Annotated in this window: 20 protein-coding genes and 1 riboswitch; of the genes, 2 read left to right on the plus strand and 18 right to left on the minus strand. The window is 36.3% G+C overall.

What is annotated here, in order from left to right; all coding sequences use genetic code 11:
• The first annotated feature begins 38 nt into the window (after window positions 1–38).
• Complete coding sequence (locus COB47_RS07060) at window positions 39–1754, plus strand: methyl-accepting chemotaxis protein (protein ID WP_013290691.1); 1716 nt, start codon at window positions 39–41, stop codon at window positions 1752–1754.
• Between the two features lie 62 nt (window positions 1755–1816).
• Here COB47_RS07060 and purB read toward each other — a convergent pair whose 3' ends face one another.
• From purB to ruvC, 16 genes are all read right to left on the minus strand, one after another.
• Window positions 1817–3247: an adenylosuccinate lyase gene (purB, locus tag COB47_RS07065; RefSeq protein ID WP_013290692.1), complete on the minus strand. Its 1431-nt coding sequence runs from the start codon at window positions 3245–3247 to the stop codon at window positions 1817–1819.
• A gap of 60 nt (window positions 3248–3307) precedes the next feature.
• Window positions 3308–4501, minus strand: coding sequence for a pyridoxal phosphate-dependent aminotransferase (locus COB47_RS07070; RefSeq protein ID WP_013290693.1), 1194 nt, complete (start codon window positions 4499–4501; stop codon window positions 3308–3310).
• A 129-nt stretch (window positions 4502–4630) separates the two neighbouring features.
• Entirely contained in the window at window positions 4631–5524 is an 894-nt protein-coding gene (locus tag COB47_RS07075) for a dipeptidase (protein ID WP_013290694.1), read from the minus strand.
• Between the two features lie 30 nt (window positions 5525–5554).
• The gene (locus tag COB47_RS07080) at window positions 5555–6277 is read right to left on the minus strand and encodes an MBL fold metallo-hydrolase (protein WP_013290695.1); all 723 of its coding nucleotides are present in this window, start codon (window positions 6275–6277) and stop codon (window positions 5555–5557) included.
• Entirely contained in the window at window positions 6274–7419 is a 1146-nt protein-coding gene (metX, locus tag COB47_RS07085; protein WP_013290696.1) for a homoserine O-acetyltransferase MetX, read from the minus strand. The genes COB47_RS07080 and metX overlap by 4 nt, the downstream gene beginning before the upstream one ends.
• A 122-nt stretch (window positions 7420–7541) precedes the next feature.
• A complete protein-coding gene (locus COB47_RS07090) occupies window positions 7542–8819 on the minus strand; it encodes an O-acetylhomoserine aminocarboxypropyltransferase/cysteine synthase family protein (RefSeq protein WP_013290697.1) in 1278 nt (425 codons plus the stop codon).
• Window positions 8820–8930: 111 nt separating this feature from the next.
• Window positions 8931–9056: riboswitch (SAM riboswitch) on the minus strand.
• A gap of 72 nt (window positions 9057–9128) precedes the next feature.
• A complete protein-coding gene (locus tag COB47_RS07095; protein WP_013290698.1) occupies window positions 9129–9416 on the minus strand; it encodes a YhbY family RNA-binding protein in 288 nt (95 codons plus the stop codon).
• Between the two features lie 105 nt (window positions 9417–9521).
• Window positions 9522–9707 carry a hypothetical protein gene (locus tag COB47_RS07100; RefSeq protein WP_013290699.1) on the minus strand — a complete coding sequence of 62 codons (186 nt, stop codon included), beginning with the start codon at window positions 9705–9707 and terminating at the stop codon, window positions 9522–9524.
• Between the two features lie 108 nt (window positions 9708–9815).
• The gene (gene obgE, locus COB47_RS07105) at window positions 9816–11099 is read right to left on the minus strand and encodes a GTPase ObgE (RefSeq protein ID WP_013290700.1); all 1284 of its coding nucleotides are present in this window, start codon (window positions 11097–11099) and stop codon (window positions 9816–9818) included.
• Between the two features lie 106 nt (window positions 11100–11205).
• Window positions 11206–11505 carry a 50S ribosomal protein L27 gene (gene rpmA / locus COB47_RS07110; RefSeq protein ID WP_013290701.1) on the minus strand — a complete coding sequence of 100 codons (300 nt, stop codon included), beginning with the start codon at window positions 11503–11505 and terminating at the stop codon, window positions 11206–11208.
• On the minus strand, window positions 11489–11830 hold the full coding sequence (locus COB47_RS07115) for a ribosomal-processing cysteine protease Prp (protein WP_013290702.1): 342 nt from the start codon (window positions 11828–11830) through the stop codon (window positions 11489–11491). Before COB47_RS07115 ends, rpmA begins: the two co-directional genes overlap by 17 nt.
• Window positions 11831–11845: 15 nt before the next feature.
• Window positions 11846–12157 (minus strand): 50S ribosomal protein L21, encoded by a 312-nt coding sequence (gene rplU / locus COB47_RS07120; RefSeq protein ID WP_013290703.1) that lies wholly within the window; start codon window positions 12155–12157, stop codon window positions 11846–11848.
• Window positions 12158–12284: 127 nt separating this feature from the next.
• Window positions 12285–12860 carry an epoxyqueuosine reductase QueH gene (locus COB47_RS07125; protein ID WP_041742476.1) on the minus strand — a complete coding sequence of 192 codons (576 nt, stop codon included), beginning with the start codon at window positions 12858–12860 and terminating at the stop codon, window positions 12285–12287.
• The gene (ruvB, locus tag COB47_RS07130; protein ID WP_013290705.1) at window positions 12857–13873 is read right to left on the minus strand and encodes a Holliday junction branch migration DNA helicase RuvB; all 1017 of its coding nucleotides are present in this window, start codon (window positions 13871–13873) and stop codon (window positions 12857–12859) included. The genes COB47_RS07125 and ruvB overlap by 4 nt, the downstream gene beginning before the upstream one ends.
• Before the next feature lie 31 nt (window positions 13874–13904).
• Complete coding sequence (gene ruvA / locus COB47_RS07135) at window positions 13905–14498, minus strand: Holliday junction branch migration protein RuvA (RefSeq protein WP_013290706.1); 594 nt, start codon at window positions 14496–14498, stop codon at window positions 13905–13907.
• Window positions 14495–14995: a crossover junction endodeoxyribonuclease RuvC gene (gene ruvC, locus COB47_RS07140; RefSeq protein ID WP_013290707.1), complete on the minus strand. Its 501-nt coding sequence runs from the start codon at window positions 14993–14995 to the stop codon at window positions 14495–14497. The genes ruvA and ruvC overlap by 4 nt, the downstream gene beginning before the upstream one ends.
• Before the next feature lie 158 nt (window positions 14996–15153).
• Between ruvC and COB47_RS07145 the strand changes: the two genes are divergently transcribed.
• Window positions 15154–15636 carry a GNAT family N-acetyltransferase gene (locus COB47_RS07145; RefSeq protein WP_013290708.1) on the plus strand — a complete coding sequence of 161 codons (483 nt, stop codon included), beginning with the start codon at window positions 15154–15156 and terminating at the stop codon, window positions 15634–15636.
• A gap of 93 nt (window positions 15637–15729) precedes the next feature.
• Here COB47_RS07145 and melA read toward each other — a convergent pair whose 3' ends face one another.
• Both melA and arfA read right to left on the minus strand, forming a co-directional pair.
• Window positions 15730–17046, minus strand: a complete 1317-nt coding sequence (gene melA / locus COB47_RS07150) for an alpha-glucosidase/alpha-galactosidase (RefSeq protein ID WP_013290709.1) — start codon at window positions 17044–17046, stop codon at window positions 15730–15732.
• A gap of 164 nt (window positions 17047–17210) precedes the next feature.
• Window positions 17211–18728, minus strand: coding sequence for an arabinosylfuranosidase ArfA (arfA, locus tag COB47_RS07155; protein WP_013290710.1), 1518 nt, complete (start codon window positions 18726–18728; stop codon window positions 17211–17213).
• Window positions 18729–18883 lie beyond the last annotated feature (155 nt).

Consider the following 18883-nt stretch of genomic DNA (forward strand, 5'->3'; position numbering starts at 1 on the left):
GAAACTCTTATTTTTTTCAGAAGAGGAGGGTATTTGTCTTGTTTAAAAATGTCAAAATAAGAACAAAGCTTATATTTCTTTTTTTGTTTGTGTTTTTAGCATTCATCATTACATTAGAAGCCTATATTATTCCATCTGTCATGACAACTATTGAAAATCAAGTAAAAAATAAACTTAAAAACATTGTTCAAGTAGCAGTTTCTATTTGCGAAAATGAATATCGATTACAACAATCAGGTAAAAAATCAAAACAGCAAGCTCAGGATACTGCAAAAGAGATAATCAGAAATCTAAGGTATAACTTTGCAGACTATATATGGATAAATGATTTTCAACCAAAAATGGTAATGCATCCTTACAAAAAAGAATTAGAAGGACAGGATTTGAGCAATTACAAAGATCCAACAGGATTTAAACTTTTTGTTGCAATGGTTGACATTGTCAAGAAAAAAGGAGAAGGGTTTGTAAAGTATCAATGGGAAAAACCAAACACAAAAAAACTTTACCCTAAAATGTCATATGTTGCGCCTTTCAAACCATGGGGCTGGATACTTGGTACAGGTATTTACATAGATGACCTGGTTGAATATCAAAACAAAATCAAAATGACAATTAACTTAATCACAGGTTTAATACTTCTAATAGCTATGCTTTTTATTCTCACAATAACATTATCGCTTGCAAGAAGGCTTTCACAGGTTGAAAAGATGGCAGACTTACTTTCGCATTTTGACCTGTCTAAAACAGATGATTTTAAAGCCGTTAGCTCAGATGAAATTGGAAAGGTAACAAACGCTTTTATTACGATGAGTAAAAATATAAAGGATGTTATAAAACAAATAAAAGATGTTACAAGTTCAATTTTAGATGCCGCAAAAGAACTTACATCTGCATCAAGTGAAATTGCAAACGTCTCAGAACAAATAGCACTTGCAATTTCTGATGTTGCAAAAGGAAGTTCTGAACAGGCAAATTCAATCGAAAAATCAAGTGAGAAGCTATCTGCTCTCTCAAATTCTGTACAGGACATTTATGAAAAAATGAAAGAGGCTTATTCTTCAGTTCAAACTGTATATCAGAGAATCAATAATGGTCAGGAATTAATCATATCCCAGGAACAAAACATGAACAGCGTAAAGGAAATATGGCAAGATGTACAAAATATGATGACAAGATTTTCTGAGATGAGCAACGAAATTGTTAAGATATCCTCTTTTATAACAAACCTTTCAAAAGAAATAAATCTTCTTGCTTTGAATGCATCAATTGAAGCGTCAAGGGCTGGTGAAGCTGGTAAGGGTTTTATGGTGGTTGCAAATGAGATAAGAAAACTTTCCGAGCAGACATCAACCTCTGCGAAACAAATAGGAACACTCTTAAAGGATATCTACGAAAATATCCAAACAATTTCTAATCAGTTTGAAGTGTTTAATAAAATATTAGAAACTCAAGATGATATAACAAAACAAACTAAAGATGTTTACTTGCAGATTTTGCAGTTCTCAAAGGACTTGCTTGAAATGATAAATAATGTTACAGAAAGTACGAAAATAGCAAGTAATAGCATCTCAGTAATATCTCAAGAAATTACTAACATTGCAAGCATCGCTCAAGAAACCGCAGCTGCAACCCAGCAAACTGCTGCTTCAACACAAGAACAAACTGCAACAGCTCAAACAATAGCATCAACAATGAAAAATTTAGAAACCCTTGCTCAACAAATGGCTAAAAAAGTTGAAATATTCAAGATATAGAAATTCAAAAAAGAAGGGGCTTTTATTCTTCTCTGATTTCATCAAGGATAAAAGCCCCTCTTTTATATATCAACCTGTGACTCAAAATTAAGTTCATCTTTATACTTTTCAAGTATTGGCTTTACATACTCATCATAGTATTCCTGTACCTGGGAAGGAGCCCTTCCCACAAATTTTTTGGGGTTTAAAATAGCTTCAATTTCTTCTTTTGAAAGTTTGAAGCTTGGGTCATTTGAAATAAGTTCTATAAGATTATTTTCTTTTCCAAACTCTTTTACATTTCTTCCGGCTTCCATGGAATACCTTCTTATTTTCTCATGCAAATCCTGCCTGTCACCGCCACGCTTTACAGCTTCCATCAATATATTCTCTGTTGCCATAAAAGGCAGTTCTTGCTGTATATGCCTTTCTATCATCTTTTCATACACAACAAGCCCGCTTGCTACGTTGTGATAAAGGTTCAAAATGCTATCTACTGCCAAAAACGCCTCCGGGATTGATATTCTTCTGTTTGCTGAGTCATCTAACGTCCTTTCAAGCCACTGAACAGATGCTGTAAACAGCGGATTTTGAATATTCACCATGACATATCTTGCTAAGGCACAGATTCTTTCACTTCTCATGGGATTTCGTTTGTAGGCCATCGCAGATGAACCAACTTGAGTTTTCTCAAACGGCTCTTCAATTTCCTTTAAGTGTTGCAAAAGTCTTATATCGTTTGCAAACTTGTAACTGCTCTGTGCAATTGAAGCTAAAACCGACAAGACCAAAAAATCATATTTTCGTGGATATGTCTGTGATGTCAGCGGAAAACTTTTTTCAAACCCCATCTTTTTGCATACAAGCTTGTCAAGCAACTTGACCTTTTCTTCATCGCCGTCAAAAAGTGCCATAAAACTTGCTTGAGTACCAGTTGTCCCCTTGACTCCTCTTAGATAAGTATGATCTAAAACATACTCCAAAAACTCTAAATCCATAACCAAATCCTGAACCCAAAGCATAGCTCTTTTGCCCACAGTGGTTAGCTGTGCAGGCTGAAAATGCGTAAATCCAAGTGTAGGCATATCTTTATACTTTAGAGCAAAGTCTGCCAATACTTTTATACAATTTACAAGTTTTTTTCTGATAAGTTTCAATGCTTCATACATAATGATAATATCTGCATTGTCTGTAACAAAACAGCTTGTCGCACCAAGATGAATTATTGGTCTTGCCTTTTTGGCCTGCTCACCAAATGCATGAATATGCGCCATCACATCATGCCTTAGCTCTTTCTCCTTTTGTCTTGCTACCTCATAGTTTATATCCTCTGCATATCTTTTCATCTCTTCAATCTGCTCATCTGTAATATCAAGACCAAGCTCTTTTTGTGCCTCTGCCAGTGCAATCCAAAGTTTGCGCCAAAGCTTAAAACGTGTATCGTTTGAAAAAAGTCTCTTCATCTCATCGCTTGCATATCTTGAATTTAGTGGTGTCTCATAAATATCGTTCACCTTGCTTCACATCCCCACACTAATCAATTCTCTAGCATTTTGATACCATATATTATACTACTAACTTAGTTTTTCAACAAACCTCTTGATTCTTTCAAGCCCTTCTCTTATATTCTTCTCAGATGTTGCATATGAAAGTCTTATATGATTTTCCATTCCAAATCCTTCACTTGGAACTACAGCCACCTTTTCATTCTCCAAAAGAAGTTTTGCAAACGTGTTTGCTGAGTCTATTAATTTGTCTTCGAACCTTTTCCCAACAGCAGCTGATATGTCAACCCAGATATAAAATGCCCCTTCTGGTTTTAGTGCAGATAAAAATCTGATACTATTTACAAGGCTATAAATCAAGTCTCTTCTCTTTTCAAATTCGTATATCATCTTTTTTACGCTATCCTGTGGCCCTACCAGTGCTTCATACGCAGCATATTGAGCAATTGAATTTGGGTTTGAGGTTGTGTGGCTCTGAAGGTTTGACATAATCTTTGCAAGTTCCTTGTTTGAAAGGGTATAACCAATTCTCCATCCTGTCATCGCATATGATTTTGAAACACCGTTTACAACAATTACAAACTCTTTTGCCTTTTCATTTATTGTCGCTGCGGATATGTGCTTTTTACCATCATAAATTAACTTGTCGTATATTTCATCAGAAATAATGAATATTTCTCTTTCAACACAAAACTCAACAATTTGTTTTAGTTCTTCATATGTATAAACCATACCAGTCGGATTTGAAGGTGAATTTAATACAATTGCCTTTGTTTTTGATGTTACATATTTTTCAATGTCAGATGCTGTTATTTTATAGTTCTTTTCTTTTGTTGTCGGAACAACAACTACCTTTCCACCTGCAAGTTTTATAAGCTCTGGATATGTAACCCAATATGGAGACGGCAGAAGTACCTCGTCATCATCGTTTAAAAGTGCCAAAAACACATTCATAAGTGAATGCTTTGCACCATTTGAAACAACCACTTCATCCGGAGAATAATCTACTGCATAATTCTCCTTGTAATACTTTGCAACAGCTTCTTTTAAACAGCTAATCCCTGAAACTGGTGTGTATTTTGTATACCCTTTTACAATAGCTGAAATTGCAGCATACTTAATATTATCCGGAGTATCAAAATCAGGCTCACCAGCACCAAATCCAATTACGTTTTCACCAGCTTCTTTTAATTTTTTTGCAAGGCTATCGATGGCAAGTGTTGGTGACGCTGAAATATTCAGTGCCTTTTGAGAATATTTCATTTTTTATCGCTTCTCTCCTTCAAATCATTTTTGCAATACTATATCATATTTATATGCATTTTTCAATAGTACTGGTACAGAAAACTGAGAATTTTTCAATCAAAAACGCAAGATACAGCTGCCAAAATTTCATTTTAAAAATTTTTCTGTAAACCTCACAAGGTTTAAATAGCAAATATTCTCAATTTCTTTCTCTGAAAACCCCAATTTCCCAAGTTCCACTTTTATATTTGGCAAATCTTCAACATCTCTCAAGTCTTCTGGAAATTCATCTGCCCCGTCAAAATCAGACCCAAACGAAATGTACTGTGTACCAATTAGCTCTGCAATATATGCTATGTGCCTTAGAACATCATTCAAATTAGCTTTACCTTTATCTTTAACAAACGGAGAATAAAAATTAATTCCTATTATGCCATTAAAATCTCTTACAATTTTTATCTGCTCATCTGTAAGATTTCGCGGGTGCGGGCATAAGCTAAAACAATTAGAATGACTCACAATAAAAGGTTTATTTAGATGCTTTACAACATCAAAAAAAGTCTTCTTTGATGCGTGTGCAAGGTCTATGATAAAGTTTTCTTCAAGTAGCTTTTTTAAAACTTCTTGTCCGATACTTGTCAAACCTTTATCTGAATATGCACCACCGCAAAGTTTATTTTCGTGATTCCAGGAAAGTGTTGCACTTTTTACCCCTCTTTGTTTTAAAACTTCTATCTCATATGTCTCATTTATAAAAGATATATCCTCGATTGAAAGTAAAACGTTTATCATACCATCTTCGATTTTTTTGCTCAAAGCCACATTGTTTATTTTATACTCATTTATTCTATCCAAAAAATAAAAGGCATTTTTCAAAAAATCAATGCCTTCTTGACGTGTGTCTTGCCAAATTGCCATGTACTGAAGTTTTAAATCAACTTTATTTGCTCTTTCAAAGTCAAACTGGCAGGAATTTTTATAAAGATTTTCACCTTTTGAAAATGCAGTAGTTAAAGTATCATTATGAGCATCTGCAAACATTATTAATACCCTCTACTAATTTTTTTTACATTAAAATTCTATTACCTCCATATTAGTTCCAAGAACAATGTTTTCAAAAACCTCTTTTGCAGACATAAGATGTTCTTTTTCGTTGCACTCAGGCTTTAAATGTGTCAAAACAAGAAGCTTAGCATTTGCTTTTTTGGCAATTTCAGCTGCCTGTTTTGGACTCAAATGGAATCTCTTTTCAGGTTCAATTTTCTCAACTTCCTTGTCTGTGTATGCTGCGTTTAGCAAAAGCAGATCTGCTTCCTTGAAAAATTCTATCAGCTCTTCTTTAAATCCTGTATCACCAGAGAATCCAAAAACCTTGCCATTCTCTTCAATTCTCACTGCAAAACTTTTATAAGGATGCTGACCTTCTAAAAACTTGATTGAAAGATTTCCTATTTCTATTTCCATATTATTTTCTATTTCCTTGACCCTGTACACTCCTTTTCTTATCAAATTATACTCCTCTTTTGGCTCAGATGGAATATAAAGGTCTATCTCTTTCCCTCTTGATGCAAGATAGTACCTTAAAACTCCCAAATCGCTTGTGTGGTCAGCATGAAGGTGACTACAAATGATAAAAGAAATATCATCAAAAGAAATAAAATTCAAAAGCCTTGTCAAAACTCCACTTCCACACTCTATCAATATATTAGCCTCTTTTGTCATCAAAAGATATCCTGATGTAGGCTCACCTTTTGCCGGATAAGGTCCTCTTGCCCCCAAGATATTTAATATCATCTTATCATCTCCTTGTTGTATAGTAATTCTAAAAATTCAGATATAATATCTCTGTACTTTTCTTCTTCTACTAAAAAAGAATCATGACCATAATCAGACTCAATTTCTTTGTAGACAAGGTCAACTCCTGCTTCTAAAAGCTTGTCTCTCATATATCTCATCTGAGACAGTGGGAAAAGTATATCCGATGTTATAGCAATTAATAAGAATTTTGCCTTTATTCGTCTTAAAGCTTCCTCTTCGCTGCCATATGTCCTGCCCAAATCATAAAGGTCCATTGCACGCGTGAGGTAAAGATACGTGTTCGCATCAAACCTCTGAACAAGTTTCATTCCCTGATAATGTAAATAACTTTCAACTTCAAACTCGGTGTTAAACGACTCAAAAAAGCTCTCAACAGGGTCTTTCATTCGACGATTAAACTTTCTGTCCATGAGCTTGTCAGACTGGTATGTTATCATACCAAGCATTCTGGCAATTGAAAGTCCCTGAGAAGGTCCTGTCTTGTCATAGTAGTCTCCTCCGTGCCAGTTTGGATCTGCCATTATAGCTCTTCTCATAACTTCATTGAAAGCAATGGACTGCGCATTAAGTTTCAGCGGTGATGCAATGTTTATAACCCCGTCCATAAAATCTGGGTAGCTCACAGCCCACTCCAATGCCTGCATACCACCCATAGAACCGCCAACAACACACAATATATGGTCTATATTTAGAGCATCTAAAAGCTTTTTCTGAACGTTTACCATGTCTTTTATGGTTATTATAGGAAACCTGGCACCATAAGGTTTTCCTGTCTCAGGATCAATGGAAGAAGGACCTGTTGTCCCCTGACAGCCTCCGAAAACATTTGAACATATTACAAAATATTTATTTGTGTCAATCATCTTGCCAGGGCCGACAAACTTGTCCCACCATCCGGGTTTAGGGTCGTCTTCTGAATGCTTTGCAACATGAGAGTCACCTGTCAATGCATGGGTTATAAGGATGATATTATTCTTTTCTTTATTTATTTCTCCATAGACTTCATATGCGACTGTGATTGGTCCAAATGTTTTTCCACTTTCCAATACAAAATCCTTGTTGTGAGCAAATCGTACAAATTTTTTGTAACCCTCTTCCCAGAACTCAAATTTTTCCAACTTTTTTACCCCCACCAAAAAAATATTAATTAAAATGAAAGATTGCCCCATTTTGTATCAATAAACCTTGACTTTTGGAGCAATCTTTCATTGCAACTTGAAATGTCAGCTTAAAAACTATTTTACACTTTATTGAGTGCACTCTCAATATCATATATTAAATCTTCAATATCTTCAATACCAACAGAGAGTCTAATCATTTCTGGCAAAACTCCAGCTGCTCTTTGCTCTTCTTCTGTTAGCTGTTGATGGGTTGTTGATGCAGGATGAATTATAAGCGACTTTGCATCACCAACATTTGCAAGGTGTGAAAAGAGCTTTACATTGTTTATAATCTTTTTCGCAGCTTCATATCCACCTTTTGGTCCAAATGTGAAGATTGCACCCGGCCCTTTCGGAAGATACTTCTTGTAAAGCTCATAATACTCGTTACCTTCTAAAGCTGGATAGTTTACCCACTCCACCTTTGGATGGTCATTTAGAAACTTGGCAAGTTTCATTGCATTGTCAACATGTTTTTGCATTCTCAAAGAGAGCGTCTCAACACCAAGAAGTATCAAGAACGAATTAAACGGTGATAGGCAAGCACCAATGTCCCGCAAGAGCGTAAGTCTTAGTTTTGCAATGTATGCAGCATTCCCAAACTCTTTTGTGTAAACAAGTCCATGGTAGCTTGGGTCTGGCTGAATCAAATCTGGAAATTTTTCGTTCCACTCAAATTTGCCAGAGTCAACAACAATCCCTGCAATTGATGTTCCATGCCCGCCTAAAAATTTTGTCATTGAGTATACAACAATGTCTGCTCCATGTTCAATAGGACGAAATAGATACGGTGTTGCAAACGTGTTGTCAACAATAAATGGAATCCCATGCCTGTGAGCAATCTCAGCTATTGCTTCAAAATCAGGTATGTTTATATTGGGATTTCCAAGAGTTTCTACAAATATAGCCTTTGTCTTGTCTGTGATTGCCTTTTCGAACTCTTCTGGATAATCAGGATTGACAAACTTAACTCTAATTCCAAGTTTTCTAAGAGTGTGAGCAAAAAGGGTGTATGTCCCGCCGTACAAAGTTGATGCTGCAACAACCTCATCCCCACTTTTTGCGATGTTCAAAATTGCATAAGTGATAGCAGCCTGCCCTGAAGAGGTGGCAACAGCTCCAACACCACCGTCCAGTGCTGCAATCCTTTTTTCTAATACATCTGTTGTGGGGTTTCCTATTCTTGTATAGATATTTCCCGCTTTTTTGAGCGCAAACAGGTCTGCTGCTTCTTCAGGTGTCTCGAAGATGTAAGAGGTTGTCTGGTAAATTGGAACAGCTCTTGATTTTGTCTCTTTGTCAACAAACTGCCCTGCATGAAGTTGAAGAGTATCAAAACCATATTTTCTTTCTTCCATCTTCTCTTTTCCCCTTTCGTTAATTTTATAATATCTTGGTTTTCAAAAAAGATAAAAAAATAGTCTTCCTGCAGATAAGCTACAAGAAGACTTTTTTCAAAATCTTCTTACTTCTTATCTGCCAGGTATTTTAAAAAAATACCTGCTGGAATTGGCACCAAGAAAAAGGATTGAAGCTTTCCTTTTTCCGGTTGCCGGGCTTCATTGGGCCAGTCCCTCCGCCACTCTTGATAAGAAGTAATTTTCTGATATTCAATTTTGTTGTTTAGATTATACCATTTAAAAATATATCGGTCAATACTCTACTTTTTAAATCTGAATTCTTGGATTTTCTTCAGACATTCTATAAATCACAATCTTTCTTCCTATTACCTGCACAGGCTCTGCATTTAGTTTTTCGCATATATAAGTTATCGCTTCTCTTGGTTCTATCTCGCAGTTTTTCTCAAGCGCAATTTTTATAAGCTCTCTTGCAGTGAGTGCTTCATCTATTTGCCTGAGTACTCTTTCTGTAATCCCTTCCTTGCCAATTCGAATAATTGCATCCATTGTATTTGCCATACCCCTAAGTTTTGCTCTTTGTTTGGATGTTAGCAAGATATTTTTCACCTCTTTTTGAATTTAATTTTTGATAAAATATTTCTTTTTCGCTATTTATAAACTAAAACGGCAGAAAGGCAAAACCCTTTCTGCCGGCATTTTTTATACCTCTACTTCTTTTCGAGACCTACGCCGCTGTTTCTCGTATTCTGGATCCCCCTTTTTCCAACCGCTTCTTACCTTTTCAACAACCTTCTGTTTTGACACATCTACCACAAACCCGTTTTCCTTAAAACAAAAGTATGTGGTATTACCCATCTTGCAGTTCCCACAATTGATGCACTCCATTTAGAAAAGATAACCTCCAAACCTTTTTATAGTTTCTTTTTGCTTGTCAATTATTTTAACCCATTTTTGCTGTTTTGTCTATATCCAATTTTATGATAAATCTAAAACTTATTCATAATACTCAAACTCAACATCAAGTATCCTCACAATGTCGCCATCCTTGATTCCCATTTCCCTCAGTTTGTCAAATACTCCAAGTTTGTTTAAGAAATTTTGAAAATATCTGAATGAGTCATGGTCATTTAAAACTATGTTTCTTGCAACCTTCTCTACAACTGTTCCTTCTACAACATATACACCATTTTCTTTTCTGATAGTCAGTGGCTTTACATCTTTTTTCTTATAGTACACAAATGTTCGTAGCTTTGCATCCTCTTCGACATTTTCAGCTGCTTTTTGCTCCTTTAAAATTTCATAAGCCCTCTTCAAAACCTCTCTCACACCTATACCAGTTGCAGCAGAAACAGGATACACTTCATACCCCATCTTTTCAATCTCTTCCTTGAAAAGTTCAAAATATGCCTGGGCATCAGGAAGGTCCATCTTGTTTGCTGCGACAATCTGTGGTTTTTGTGCAAGCTCAGGACTGTATTTTTTGAGTTCTTCATTGATTGTTATAAAATCCTCAACAGGCTCTCTTCCTTCGCTTCCCGACACATCAACAATATGAATCAAAACCTTTGTCCTTTCAACATGTCGCAAAAACTGATGTCCAAGACCTGCACCTTCGCTTGCACCTTCAATAAGCCCCGGTATGTCTGCCAATACAAAGCTCTCACCCTCGCTGATATATACAATTCCAAGGTTTGGATACTTTGTTGTAAACGGATAGTTTGCTATCTCAGGTCTTGCGTTTGTTGCAACAGACAAGAAGGTTGACTTCCCAACATTGGGATAGCCGATAAGCCCAACATCTGCTAAAACTTTGAGCTCCAATATCACCCAAAGCTCATCGCCTTTTTCCCCAACCTCAGCAAATCTTGGCACCTGACGGGTTGATGTTGCAAAGTGGGCATTGCCCCTGCCGCCCCTTCCACCGTGTGCAACAATTGCTCTGTCACCTTCTCGTGACAGGTCAGCAATTATCTCACCAGTTTCAGCATCTTTTATTACAGTTCCAACAGGAACCTTTATTATCAAATCTTCACCGTCTTTGCCGTGCATATTGTTAGGTCCGCCACGCTCACCGTTTTGTGCCTTGTAATGTCTTTTGTATTTAAAATCAAGCAGAGTATTCAGCTCCCTGTCTGCAACAAAAATAACATCTCCGCCTTTCCCGCCATCGCCACCTGCAGGACCTCCTGCTGGGACATACTTTTCACGTCTGAACGCAACTATGCCATCTCCACCGTCTCCTGCTTTGACATAAATCTTTGCTATGTCCACAAACATGAAAATCTCACCTCTTTTAAGAACAACTAAAAGATACAAAAAAAAGAGACAAACCTCTTTTGTCAGTTTGCCTCTTTGTGAAAAGCGTTAAACCATTCATAAATTTTTATTGAACAGCAACCATCTCTTCAGCTGGAATAACAGACACAACTTTTCTTCCTCTCTTGTTTTCAAACTTTACATACCCTGTAACTAAAGCAAAGAGAGTATCATCTCCACCACGACCGACATTCTTACCTGGGTGGAATTTGGTTCCTCTCTGTCTTACCAAAATATTTCCTGCCAAAACAAACTGACCGTCTGACCTTTTAACACCAAGTCTTTTTGACTCGCTGTCTCTTCCGTTTCTTGTTGAACCACCAGCTTTCTTATGTGCAAAAAGCTGAATATCAAATATTAGTTTCATCTTCTTTCACCTCCACTTTAATATATTTAGGATACTGAGATTCTATCTCTTTCAAAGCTAAATATGCTGTTTGAAGAAGAAGCGAACAGTTCTTTGTTACTTCTTCATTGTTATTTAGCACTTCAAACTCTAAATAGCCTTCTTTTTGTTCTAACAAATGCTCAGCTTTCAATATCTCAATGCAGCCATTCACATTTGCAAGTACTATTGAAGAGACGGCACTGCAAACTATGTCTTTACCTTTTGGGGCAAAATGGCTGTGTCCTTTTACAATTATTTTATAATACCCTTTTTTTCGTGATTTTAAAAAAGTAGCTTCAATCATGGTTGAGAATTTAACTTACTTTGCTATTTTTGTTATCTGAATCTTTGTATACCACTGGCGATGTCCAAGCTTTCTGTGATAACCTGTTTTTGATTTGTAAGTAAATACTATGATTTTCTTATCCTTTGCATGTTCCAAAACCTTCGCTTCAACATATGCGCCATCTAAATATGGCTTTCCAACAACAAAACCATCGTCGGACGAAATTGCCAATACCTTGTCAATCTTTACCACAGAATCAACATCAGCTTTTAATTTTTCAACCTTTAAAACATCGCCTTCTTGTACTTTATATTGCTTTCCACCTGTTTCAATTATTGCATACATCCTCTTTTCCATACCTCCTGCTTTTAAGAAATTTCTTAAATTCTGCCTGCACGCCGCTACGGGAGCATTTGCCCTTTGCGAGCGCTCATAAAACAACATTTAATATTATAGCATTGAATATTGCCCATTACAATAGCAAATTTTCCTCAAAACCCTTTGTGTCTTTTTGTTTTGTTTCCTTGTAAAACCTCTCTTTTTCACTGTAAATGCAGCCGCAATACTTTTGCATATAAAGTCCTATTTCTCTTGCTTTTTGCCTTCCTTCTCTAAATCCTTCCCTGAAATCTCTATAATAAAACTCAATATCGTACTTTTTTGAAATGGCTGTTCCAAGTTCTTTTATAAGTTCATGCTTTTGATAAGGACTTACCAAAAGAGAGGTTGTAAAGGCATCAAACCTACTTTTTTTAGCAACCAAAGCGGTTCTTTCTAACCTTACAGAATAACAATAAATACACCTTGCATTTTCTCTAAAAGCACAGCTGCGCAAAAACTCTTCCAAAGGGTACTCTTCTATAACAATAAGTTTTTTACCACGCAGACCATAAAAAAGCTTTGCTGAATCTAATCTGTTTTTAAATTCTGTATAAGGATGAATGTTAGGATTGAAAAAAAGCCCAAAAACTTCATGTCCCTCTTCACTTAGCTTTTCCAAAGGGTACACACTACAAGGGCCACAGCATGTGTGCATAAGTAACCTCATCTTTTATCACTGCTCCCTTTGAGCCTAAACTTTATCTTTGCTATGTGATTTATGGCTTTTTGAGTTGCAACTCTTCCTCGCGCAGTTTTTACTAGAAAGCCTTCTTGAATCAAATAAGGCTCATATATATCTTCAATTGTCCCTTCATCTTCTCCAATGGCAGCTGCAATTGTAGAAAGTCCAACAGGTCCTCCGCCAAACTTGTAAACTATTGCTTCTAAGATGTTTCTGTCCACAAGGTCAAGTCCATACTCGTCCACCTCAAACATCTCAAGTCCATTCTTGGCAACCTCGTATGTTATACTTCCTGTGTGCTTTACCGTGGCATAATCTCTAAGTCTTCTAAGTAGCCTGTTTGCAACCCTCGGAGTTCCTCTTGAGCGCTTTGCAATCTCTATGCATGCTTCTTTTTCTATATCGCACTTTAAAATGCTGGCAGACCTCATAACAATCTGGCTCAGCTCTTCAACTGTGTAATAGTCAAGTCTTTCTATTATTCCAAACCTGTCTCTCAGCGGTGATGACAAAAGACCTGCCCTTGTTGTTGCTCCAATGAGTGTAAAAGGTGGCAAAGTCAATCTTATGGTCTTTGCAGACGGACCTTTGCCAATCACAATATCAACCTTTTTGTCTTCCATTGCAGGATATAAAACCTCTTCGATTGTCCTGTTCAATCTGTGAATTTCATCAATGAATAGAATATTATTTTCACCAATATTTGTAAGAATGGCAACCAGGTCGCCTGCTCTTTCTATTGCAGGGCCAGATGTTACTTTTATATCAACTCCCATCTCATTTGCAATGATGTTTGCCAAAGTCGTTTTTCCAAGACCAGGCGGACCATATAAGAGTACATGGTCAAGAGGTTCTTTTCTTTTTTTGGCAGCTTCAATAAAAATTTTTATTTTTTCTTTCACTTTTTGCTGACCTATATAATCTTCAAGTGTCTTTGGTCGAAGTGTTTCCTCATGAACATCTTCAACAGAAAATTTATTGTCAAGCAGTCTTTCCATTTTATTTCATTCCTCTTTGAATTGTTTTTTCTCAAATCTTTGATAACTTTTTCAAAGCAAGTTTTATTCCATCTTCCAAAGAAAGTTCAGAAAAATCTCCGGATGAAAGAACCTGGTTGACTTCATCAATGTCATACCCCAAGGATAAAAGTGCTAAAGATATTTCTTCAAGTTTTTCGTAAGTTTTTTCTTCTTTACCTGTAGTGGCAGCCACTTTAAACTCTTTTTTGAGTGTCTCTTTGAGCTCAAGAATTATCCTGCTTGCAGTTTTTTTCCCAATTCCTTTTACCTTCTCAAGTCTTGCCACATTTCCTTTTGCAATCTCAACAATAAGCTCTTGAAAGTCTATTGAGGAAAGAATCTGAAGAGCTAATTTGCTACCAACACCAGTTACCTTCTGAAGCTTTAAAAAAAGTTCTCTTTCCTCTCTTGTCAAAAAACCATAACATTCAAGCTCTGATAAATTTTCATTAAACTTTAGGCTAACATACACTCTCTTTTCTTTGCCTAAAAATTCAGAAAATTTTGCGCCATTACAATGTATTTTTATGTATAAATTGTTATAATTGAGGATAATATAGTTACTAAATACCTCTTGGATGGTTCCCATAATAGAATCTATCATATTTCATCCTCCTGATAAAGTACCGAAGAGCTTGACAGTATATGACACATTGCAACAGCCAAAGCATCTGCAACATCATCTGGTTTTGGAATTTCAGATAATCCCAACAAACTTTTGACCATTTTCTGTATTTGAGTTTTATCTGCTCTACCATATCCAGTTATCGATTGTTTTACCTGAAGAGGAGTATATTCATAAACGCTCAGGTTATTCTGAATACATGTGAGAATAATAACACCTCTTGCTTCACCAATTGTAATGGCAGTTTTGGAGTTTTTGTTGAAAAAAAGTTCTTCAATTGCAACAACATCAGGCTGATACAGCGAAATTATGCTGCAAAGTTCAGTATAAAGATGTAAAAATCTCATTGACTTTTTGAAACTGCTCGAAGTTTCTATTTTTCCATAGTCGATTACTTTAAACTCTGAGCCATTTTTAGACTCTATAATTCCATAACCAGTCAGCGCAATTCCAGGGTCAATACCAAGTACTCGCAATTTCTCAAATCCCTTCTTTGATATTTCTAATCTTTAATTTCTACAAACATTGATTCTTTATTCATTTTAGCACAATTTAAATTTTTTATCCACAAAATATTGCTTGCATTTTTATTCTTTATAATTTATAATTATGCATTGAAGGAGGAAGATATATGATGGAATTTGTTGTTCGAAGAGCAACCTATGATGATATCAAAGCTATAAAAGAAATAACAAAAGAGGCATTTACAAAGTATTGTGAGCTTGCAGGTATTGACCCTGCCAAAAATCCAGCTGTAAACGAAACAGAAGAGGATATAAAAAGGGATATTGAAACAAAAGAGGTTTATGTTGCTTTTATGGACGGAATAATTGTGGGCACTATTAGAGTAGAGATATTCCCTGATAAAACGGCGTATATAAGCAGATTTGGAGTAAGACTCAACTATCAAAACAACGGTGTTGGAAAAGCCTTAATGAAAGTAGTAGATGAGAGATTAAAAGAGCTTGGGGTCAAAAAGGTTTATCTTCACACCGCATCTAAGGTGAGAGATTTGGTTCGATTCTACTATGCAAGAGGTTTTTATATTGTATCAACGTCAAACGAAAACGGGTATATTAGAGCACTTTTGTGTAAAGAGTATGATGAAGAAAATTAAAGGGCTTTGCAAGGATTATTGTAACATGCCAATCTTGAGCCTTTTCTGCATGCAAAGCTCTTTTTGATTTTTATTTTATTTTTATTGTAAAAATTACCTATAAAACCCTTCTGGCAGCCATTCTTTTTCAGCTTCAAACATCTCATCAACCATCTGACGTATCTGGTCCAAATCCAAAACAGCACTTGTGAGAGGATCCATCATAATCGCATGATAAACTGCCTCCCTATCACCTGTCAAAGCTGCAATCACAGCAAGCTCTTGAACATTTATATTTGTTCTGTTCAAAGCTGCAAGCTGTGGTGGAAGATCCCCTACATAAGTTGGCTGAATACCATTTCTGTCAACCAAACATGGTACTTCTACGCAGCATCCTTCAGGTAAATTTGTTATCAAACCCTTATTCTCAACATTACCATTTATTACGCTTGGCGTATTTGTCTCTATTGAATGGATGATAGTTGCACAGTATTCGCTACTTCTTTTAGGGTCGATGTAGTCTGCCTCTGCCATTTTCTTCAGGTCTTCAAGTAAAGTTTTCGCAGCATCTAAGCAGCAATGCAAATACATGCCATTGTAATGTTCTTTGTGCCATGAATGGGTTTTATGGATTCTATTTATCCAATCGTCACTCTTTCTAAAATAGGGAACATATTCAGACATGTGAAAACTTGACTCAGTTACATAATATCCAAAATGCTTTAATATCTCGAATTTTGTAACATCCTGGGTATAAATCTCGGGGTCATTTGCTTTTTCTCTTATAAGAGAATATGCATCTTTCCCATTCCACTCAAATTTTAAAAACCATGCCATGTGGTTTATACCTGCACATAAGTATGAAATCTCTTCCATCTTTGCCCCAATAATCTTTGCTAAAAATTCTGCAGTTCCTTGAACACTATGACAAAGCCCTACATTTTTTATATTCGTAGCCTTATTTAATGCCCAGCAATTCATTGCCATTGGATTTACATAGTTAAGAAGAAGAGCATCTGGACACAGCTCTTCCATGTCCTTTGCAATGTCAAGCAAAACCGGTATTGTTCTAAGAGCCCTGAAAACTCCCCCTGGACCTATTGTATCACCAACTGCCTGTTTTACACCGTATTTTAGAGGAATGTAAATGTCATATTCGTAAGGTTTTAAACCTCCAACTTGTATTGTGACAATCACATATTTTGCACCTTTTAGAGCTTCTTTTCTATCAGTTGTGGCTTCAAGCCGGGTAGAATACTTTTCCTGATCAATGAGTTTTTGCAAAGCTTTTCTCATAAATTCAAGTCTTATACTGTCAATGTCCATAAGCGCTATTGTACAGTCTCTTAACTCTGGGTACGACAAAATGTCTCTTACCAGGTTTCTTGTAAAAACTCCACTTCCTGCACCTATGATAGCTATTTTGAGCATACCCTCATCTCCTTCCATATGAATATATATTTTATTTTAACCTTTTGGCTGCTGTATTTAAACTTATAATTTTGAAACTTATATTAGATTTTATAAAACAAACAAGACAGCTTCTTAAAATTTTATACTCTTTAAGAAGCTGTCTTGCCTGCTAAGCAATACAATTAATTTTCTTTCTTCTTTAACCTGATTACATTCCATGAGAACTTGGGCAATATGGATGTTAAAATATTGCCTTCTATCTTTGAATTTCCGCCTTTGTGAGGCACAACATTGTCAGGCTTATCCGGAGTGTTTCCTTTATAAATATCATCACTTTCATATACAATGTGCTCCATAACCTCAAAACCTTCAAAACCATCAAGCTTAAATTCAACCTGCATTTCCTCTTCTAAATCTCTGTTGACTGCAAAAACAGTTATTTCATCCTTTTCCTCATTGTAAGTTGCAACTGTTTCAATGTATGGAACATCAGTAAAGTCTTTTGAGTCATATTTAGGAGAATTTACCTTGGGAAGCAATGCAACTCCATGTCCAAAGTTTGCAGCATGCATAAAAGGATAGTAGATTACTTGTCTGTAAGCAATTCCACCCTTTACAGTGGTAATTGGGGCAATTACATTTACAAGCTGTGCCATGCACGCTATCTTGACTCTATCACAGTGTTTCAAAAGTGCAATTAGCATACATCCCACCAAAATTGCATCCTCGAACACATAATCTTCTTCAGCAATTGGTCGAACCAAAGCCCACGGCTCAGCTTTTTGGTCTTTTCCCTCTGTGTGAGCATGATACCAAACATTCCACTCATCAAACGAGATATTGACAATCTTTTTGCTTCTCTTTTTAGCCTTTATATAGTCAATTGTTGATATAACTGTTTTGATAAACTCTTCCATTTCAAGCGATTTTGCAACAAAGTTCTTTGTGTCCTTTTCAGGATTTCCATAGTACACATGTAGAGAAACATAATCTACAAGGTCATATGTGTGGTCCAAAACAATTGCTTCCCACTCAGGAAATGTTGGCATTTTGGGACCTGAGCTTCCCGCTGCAACAAGCTCAATACTTGGGTCTACCCACTTCATAACCTTTGCTGTCTCTCTTGCAAGCCTTCCATACTCATATGCAGTTTTGTGACCTATTTGCCAGTCACCATCCATCTCGTTCCCAAGACACCAAACCTTTATGTTGTGCGGCTGCTGATAACCATGCTGACGTCTCAAGTCGCTGTAGTATGTGCCGCCTGGAAAGTTGCAATACTCAACTAAGTTTCTTGCAGCGTCAATTCCACGTGTGCCAAGGTTTACTGTCATCATAACAGAGGTGTTTGCTCTTTTTGCCCATTCAACAAATTCATTTACACCAACCTCATTTGTCTCGATGGCTCTCCACGCAAGCTCAAGTCTTCTCGGTCTTTTTTCTTTTGGACCAATACCATCTTCCCAGTTATACCCCGACACAAAATTGCCGCCAGGATACCTTACAATAGGAACATTAAGCTTTCGAACAAGTTCTAAAACATCCTTTCTAAACCCCATTTCATCAGCCTGTGGATGGTCTGGTTCATAGATTCCTGTGTATATTGCTCTTCCCATGTGTTCCAAAAACGAACCATAGATTCTCTTGTCTACTTGCCCGATTACAAACTCCTTATCATAGATGACTTTTGCTTTTTTCATGTTTCTTTTCATCCTCCCTTAAAGTTTAGTAATGATTTTAAATTTATTTTCGGCTTTATTTTCAAAGAGTCACACCCCGCAAACTTTTTTAAACTCGTATGACTCTTTACAAGCTCTTTATTTTACTTAATCTGTATACCTTTCAAATGACATAC

The organism is Caldicellulosiruptor obsidiansis OB47, from assembly GCF_000145215.1.
GTDB lineage: Bacteria > Bacillota > Thermoanaerobacteria > Caldicellulosiruptorales > Caldicellulosiruptoraceae > Caldicellulosiruptor > Caldicellulosiruptor obsidiansis.

Excerpts from the sequence above, each read along its gene's own strand:
- COB47_RS07070 (WP_013290693.1), bottom strand. The coding sequence starts at position 4,501 with ATGAAATATTCTCAAAAGGCACTGAATATTTCAGCGTCACCAACACTT.
- COB47_RS07075 (WP_013290694.1), bottom strand. The coding sequence starts at position 5,524 with ATGTTTGCAGATGCTCATAATGATACTTTAACTACTGCATTTTCAAAA.
- COB47_RS07080 (WP_013290695.1), bottom strand. The coding sequence starts at position 6,277 with ATGATATTAAATATCTTGGGGGCAAGAGGACCTTATCCGGCAAAAGGT.
- COB47_RS07090 (WP_013290697.1), bottom strand. The coding sequence starts at position 8,819 with ATGGAAGAAAGAAAATATGGTTTTGATACTCTTCAACTTCATGCAGGG.
- COB47_RS07100 (WP_013290699.1), bottom strand. The coding sequence starts at position 9,707 with ATGGAGTGCATCAATTGTGGGAACTGCAAGATGGGTAATACCACATAC.
- obgE (WP_013290700.1), bottom strand. The coding sequence starts at position 11,099 with ATGTTTGTGGACATAGCAAAGATTTATGTCAAAGCAGGAGACGGTGGA.
- rpmA (WP_013290701.1), bottom strand. The coding sequence starts at position 11,505 with ATGAAACTAATATTTGATATTCAGCTTTTTGCACATAAGAAAGCTGGT.
- COB47_RS07115 (WP_013290702.1), bottom strand. The coding sequence starts at position 11,830 with ATGATTGAAGCTACTTTTTTAAAATCACGAAAAAAAGGGTATTATAAA.
- rplU (WP_013290703.1), bottom strand. The coding sequence starts at position 12,157 with ATGTATGCAATAATTGAAACAGGTGGAAAGCAATATAAAGTACAAGAA.
- COB47_RS07125 (WP_041742476.1), bottom strand. The coding sequence starts at position 12,860 with ATGAGGTTACTTATGCACACATGCTGTGGCCCTTGTAGTGTGTACCCT.
- ruvB (WP_013290705.1), bottom strand. The coding sequence starts at position 13,873 with ATGGAAAGACTGCTTGACAATAAATTTTCTGTTGAAGATGTTCATGAG.
- ruvA (WP_013290706.1), bottom strand. The coding sequence starts at position 14,498 with ATGATAGATTCTATTATGGGAACCATCCAAGAGGTATTTAGTAACTAT.
- COB47_RS07145 (WP_013290708.1), top strand. The coding sequence starts at position 15,154 with ATGGAATTTGTTGTTCGAAGAGCAACCTATGATGATATCAAAGCTATA.
- melA (WP_013290709.1), bottom strand. The coding sequence starts at position 17,046 with ATGCTCAAAATAGCTATCATAGGTGCAGGAAGTGGAGTTTTTACAAGA.
- arfA (WP_013290710.1), bottom strand. The coding sequence starts at position 18,728 with ATGAAAAAAGCAAAAGTCATCTATGATAAGGAGTTTGTAATCGGGCAA.